The sequence below is a fragment of the Candidatus Cloacimonadota bacterium genome (assembly GCA_021734245.1).
Taxonomy (GTDB): domain Bacteria; phylum Cloacimonadota; class Cloacimonadia; order Cloacimonadales; family TCS61; genus B137-G9.
Window position 1 is genome coordinate 1 of record JAIPJH010000133.1, and the last position, 5,412, is coordinate 5,412.

At 37.0% G+C, this 5,412-nt stretch carries 6 protein-coding genes; all 6 read left to right on the forward strand.

Translation table 11 applies throughout. The features are described 5' to 3' along the window. Positions 1 to 31: 31 nt before the first annotated feature. A complete protein-coding gene (locus tag K9N40_13010; protein ID MCF7815388.1) occupies positions 32 to 175 on the forward strand; it encodes a GIY-YIG nuclease family protein in 144 nt (47 codons plus the stop codon). A gap of 12 nt (positions 176 to 187) precedes the next feature. Then, positions 188 to 1,342, forward strand: coding sequence for a thermonuclease family protein (locus tag K9N40_13015; GenBank protein ID MCF7815389.1), 1,155 nt, complete (start codon positions 188 to 190; stop codon positions 1,340 to 1,342). Between the two features lie 376 nt (positions 1,343 to 1,718). Continuing rightward, entirely contained in the window at positions 1,719 to 3,272 is a 1,554-nt protein-coding gene (locus K9N40_13020; GenBank protein ID MCF7815390.1) for a methylmalonyl-CoA carboxyltransferase, read from the forward strand. Positions 3,273 to 3,281: 9 nt separating this feature from the next. Further along, positions 3,282 to 3,887 (forward strand): OadG family protein, encoded by a 606-nt coding sequence (locus tag K9N40_13025; GenBank protein MCF7815391.1) that lies wholly within the window; start codon positions 3,282 to 3,284, stop codon positions 3,885 to 3,887. Next, on the forward strand, positions 3,884 to 4,306 hold the full coding sequence (locus tag K9N40_13030; GenBank protein ID MCF7815392.1) for an acetyl-CoA carboxylase biotin carboxyl carrier protein subunit: 423 nt from the start codon (positions 3,884 to 3,886) through the stop codon (positions 4,304 to 4,306). Before K9N40_13025 ends, K9N40_13030 begins: the two co-directional genes overlap by 4 nt. Positions 4,307 to 4,309: 3 nt before the next feature. Then, positions 4,310 to 5,412 (forward strand): sodium ion-translocating decarboxylase subunit beta (locus K9N40_13035; protein MCF7815393.1); only part of this gene is annotated, 1,103 nt, incomplete at its 3' end.

The window sequence follows — 5,412 nt, forward strand, 5'->3', positions numbered from 1 at the left end:
CTTTTCAACTAAAGCGAAGAAGGACTTCTTCTTGCTTTTCGGGAGGGGAATGTATTACACTTATATAATTAGAAGTATATCGAATTTAAAGAAAACTTATATTGGATTTACTGCTGACATTAATGAAAGATTAAAATCTTTAGAATCAGATTTGCGAAGAAAAATATCTTTATAATGTGAGATGTTTATGAAAAAATATTTTTTGTTAATTTTTGGGATACTCATTATTATAATTTTAATCCTCATTTTTACTTCTAATATGAACATCACTTCTTTTTTGAAAAATGACGTGATATCAAGAAAAATTGTGGATAGTCTTAACATAAAAAAAGATGAGGTTGCAGAAATCACAAAAGAAAACGACAAAATCGAGCAATTAAAAATTCCTTCAAAATCACATCCAAAAAAGATAGATAAACAGAATAAGGAAGTAAAAGATAATCTTGCTACATTAGAAAAAGAAACAAAAAAACCTTCCGCTAAAAACGAGAAGAGATTACCACCACCAAATAACTCAAAGGGAAATGTGATGCGTGTAATCGATGGTGATACCGCAGAAATTTTCGTGGATGGATTTCTTTATGTGGTTCGTTATCTAATGATAGACACCCCAGAATTACACAGTAAATTTAAAGATGTAGAACCTTTTGCAAAAGAGGCTTGCGAATTCAACAAAAGATTAGTTGAAGGAAAAACAGTTATTCTTGAAAAAGATAAAACGGAATTTGATAAATATGGTAGATTACTGCGTTATGTCTATTTAGATTCAATTATGATAAATCTTGAATTAATTAGGTGTGGTTTAGCAGAAATTTTGTTTATAAAACCCGATGTAAAACATTATTCTTTGTTTGCTGAAATTCAGTCTGATGCTCAAGAAAAGAAATTAGGTATTTGGAGTATTCGTGAATTTCCAAAAGAAAAACATATCAAAAAAGAAAAAGATGATTCTGACACTTTGAATGCCAAAAAAAAATATGAACAAAAAATGAAAAATCTTCAAAAACTTAACGAACCCAAAATAGTAATTTCTAAAATTTTTTTTGATGGAATTGTGCCCAGAGTAGAAAGTGATGAATATATCGAAATAAAAAATAATGGTGAAATAGATGTTTGTTTGCAAGGTTGGCAAATCAATGCAGGAAATTCCAAACAGAATTTTGTTTTTGCAGAAGATTTTATATTAGCAGCAGGAAAATCATGTAGAATTTATACGAACGAAATTCATCCAGAATCCGGTGGTTTTAGCTTTAAAAGTAAACGGGCAATTTGGAAAAATTCCGGTGATATTGGTTACTTGATAGATAATAAAAATCAACTGGCGGACAAGTGGAAATATTGAAATATTAAATTCGAGAAAACACGAAATACAATAGTTGTTTCTTTTACTGCGTAATAACAATTTCTAAAGCACATTTCATTAATATTTTTAGAAGTGCATGATTGTATAATTTTATATACTTTCGTGTATACCAAGGATGCTATTTTGTATTTCCCTGTTTTATAGTATTTTAAATTATTTTATTGTCGTTCTTAGTCATGATATTCATAGTTGATGAAAGAAATTTAAAAAATCCAATTAGCTTTACTTTGGAATCAGGTAAGATGAGGAATTGCATATCTCATAATTGAGAGATTTTAGATAATCTTATTGACTTCAAATTGGGTGAAAATATGTCGGTAAACGATGAAAATATTTAATTTTGCTTGGAGGCAAAATGGCGATAGAAGAAAAGATTGCTCAGCTTCGAGATAAGAAAGCAAAAGCCAGACTTGGCGGCGGCGAAAAACGCACCGAAGCTCAGCACTCCAAAGGAAAACTGACAGCCCGAGAAAGAATTGAAAAATTGGTCGATCCCAACAGCTTTGAAGAATTTGATATGTTCATCGAACATCGTTGTCTGGATTTTGGTATGGACAAAAAACCAAAATATGCCGGGGACGGAGTTGTAACTGGTTGTGCTACGATCGATGGCAGAATGGTTTATATTTTTGCCCAGGATTTCACGATCACCGGCGGTTCACTTTCCAAAACTCAATCTGAAAAGATCTGTAAAGTTATGGACATGGCAATGACGATGGGAGCTCCACTTATCGGCATGAATGACAGTGGTGGAGCCAGAGTTCAGGAAGGCGTTGACGCCCTGGCCGGATATGCAGAAATTTTCCTGCGAAATGTTCATGCTTCAGGATTAATTCCGCAGATCAGTGCAATTATGGGTCCTTGTGCTGGGGGAGCAGTTTATTCACCGGCGATAACAGATTTTATTTTTATGAACAAAGCTACAAGTTACATGTTTGTAACCGGTCCAAAAGTTGTTAAAACAGTTCTGAACGAAGAAATCACAACCGACGAATTGGGCGGTTCTGTGATGCATGCCACCAAGAGCGGCGTAGCACATTTTATCAGCGAAGATGAAGATGAAACTATCGAACAGGTTAAAAAACTTCTCAGTTACATTCCTTCCAACAATATGGAAAATCCACCTTATGTTCCAAACGATGATCCGATCGATCGCAGCTGTGAGGAACTTAACGATGTGATGCCTGACAATCCCAATAAACCTTACGACATGCACGAAGTTATCGAAAGCATTGTCGATAGTAATGAGTTTTTTGAAACTTCTAAAAACTATGCCAAAAATATCATCGTTGGCTTTGCCAGGATGAATGGACACACAGTTGGAATTATTGCCAATCAGCCGAAAGTTCTGGCTGGAGTTCTGGATATAAATGCCTCAGTTAAATCTGCACGGTTTGTGCGTTTCTGCGATGCCTTCAATGTTCCGCTGGTGGTTTTGGAAGATGTGCCCGGATTCTTGCCGGGAAGTGGACAGGAATGGAACGGAATTATTCGTCATGGAGCAAAACTGCTTTATGCTTTTGCTGAAGCAACAGTTCCCAAAGTTACTGTGATCCTGCGAAAAGCTTACGGTGGAGCTTACTGCGTGATGAACAGCCGCAGTATGGGGGCTGATGTCGTTTATGCCTGGCCAAATGGCGAAATTGCGGTAATGGGACCAAAAGGTGCTGTAGAAATCGTATTCCGCAAAGAAGTAGCAGAGGCTGATGATAAAGCAGCCATCACAGAGAAGAAGGAAGAAGAATATCGCGAGAAATTTGCCAATCCATACGTAGCAGCCAGAAAAGGTTATATAGATGATGTAATCGAACCGGCTACTACCCGTTTCAGAATTATTCGTTCTCTGGAAATGCTGGCTACAAAACGAAAAAGCAATCCACCCAAAAAGCATGGAAACATTCCATTATAAAAGCTGGAAATGATGAAAAATATTTGGATCTTGATCTTATTGGTTTCAGTTACATTTATTGCTGCAGAAGAACTGGAATATGAATTTTCATTGGATAAAACTCTGTTGGAAATTTCTGCTGAGACGAATGTTCCAGTAAAAAAAATAGCTGAATATCTGGAACTGAATGATATTATCGATTTCAGGGTAACCCTCAGAGAACTGAATCTGAAAAGCGAAGATGTTAATAAAGCAATAAAATTATTCAATCAAAACAGAAAATCATTGTACAGCGGCATAGTGCTGGTGGGGATGTCCATCGTTTTTGCCAGTTTGATTTTGGTAGGACTTATAATTTCAACTCTTCAGCATGTGGGCGTAAAGAAACAACCTGAAAAAGCAAAAAAAAATCAACTCGAAACTGCGGAAACTGATTTAGGAAAAGTTTCAGCACCAAAAGGTGAATTAACCCAGAATGGAATTGTAGCTGCCATCACAGCAATGATGCTGCATCGAGCAGAAATGGAAGAAAACAGTCGAATCCAGCTTACCTGGAGCCGACCAAATAGCAGTGGATGGCGTGGTGTAAATGCTGTAGAAAATAAATTTTTGGAAAATGGAAGAGGACAAAAATGAAATCCTATAAATTGAAAATAAATAACGAAAAGTTTGAAGCTAAGGTAAAAGCAGATCTTGGCAGTTCTGTTGTTGTGGAAGTTAATGGCGTCGATTACAATATCGAGCTGGAGAAAAAGACCAAAAAAGAAAAATCAATTCCAAAAGTTAAAAAAACAGCAGCATCTTCAAGTGCTCCCAAAACTAAACCTGTAAAAGTTTCTGCAGGAACCGTGCTTGCACCAATTCCCGGATTGGTTATGAAAATTTTAGTAAAAGTAGGTGATGTTATTCAAGTTGGCGATAACATCCTGGTTTTGGAAGCTATGAAAATGGAATCCGAGATCGCATCCAATGCGAGTGGAATCGTGAAAAGCATCAATGTGAAAGAAGGCGATACAGTTCAAGAACACGAAGTTCTGATAGAAGTCGGAGAATAAAAAATGGCAGAATTTTTCAATTTTCTGGGAACAACAGGATTAGCGCAAATTCAAATTCCATATCTAATTATGATGACAGTTGGCTGCGTTTTTATTTATCTGGGAATTGCCAAAGATTATGAACCTCTGCTTCTGGTTCCAATTGGATTTGGTATTATTCTGGGAAATCTCCCAGGAACAGAAGCTTATGGCGTTTATGCCGAAGGCTCTGTTTTAAATCAGCTTTATTATGGTGTGAAATTCGGGATTTATCCACCACTTATATTTTTAGGGATCGGAGCGATGACGGATTTTTCCACTTTGATCGCTAATCCAAAACTTATTCTTCTGGGAGCGGCTGCACAATTCGGAATTTTTGCAACTTTTATTGGATCATTACTTTTAGGATTCACCGTTCTGGAATCCGGAGCTATTGGAATTATCGGTGGAGCAGACGGCCCGACTTCGATTTTTCTTTCCACTAAACTTGCTCCTCATCTTCTGGGTCCGATTGCAATTGCAGCATATTCCTACATGGCACTGGTTCCAGTTATTCAACCTCCTATAATTAAACTTCTCACCACCAAAAAAGAACGTGTTATCCGCATGAAAACACCGCGAGTTGTTACTAAAAGAGAAAAAGTGCTGTTTCCAATTATCGGTGCTTTAGTTACGATTCTTATTGCTCCCGGAGCGTCTGCGCTTCTGGGAATGCTGTTCTTTGGAAATTTATTGAAAGAAAGCGGTGTAACAGATAGATTGGCCAGAACTGCTTCTAATGCTCTAATTGATATTATTACGATAGTTCTGGGATTAGGAGTAGGAGCGTCTACGCAGGCTATTCGCTTTGTTGATGGTGTGAATAAAGGATTTTTGACTACAAGTTCTATTAAAATATTTGCTCTGGGTGCTTTTTCTTTCTGCATTGCTACTGCAACAGGATTGCTTTTTGCCAAAGCAATGAACCTTTTCCTGAAAGAGAAGATAAATCCGATGATAGGAGCATCAGGAGTAAGCGCTGTTCCAGATAGTGCACGCGTTGTTCATACTGTCGGTAGAAAATACGACAGCACCAATTTTCTGCTGATGCACGCAATGGCGCCCAATGTAGCCGGAGTAATCGGTTC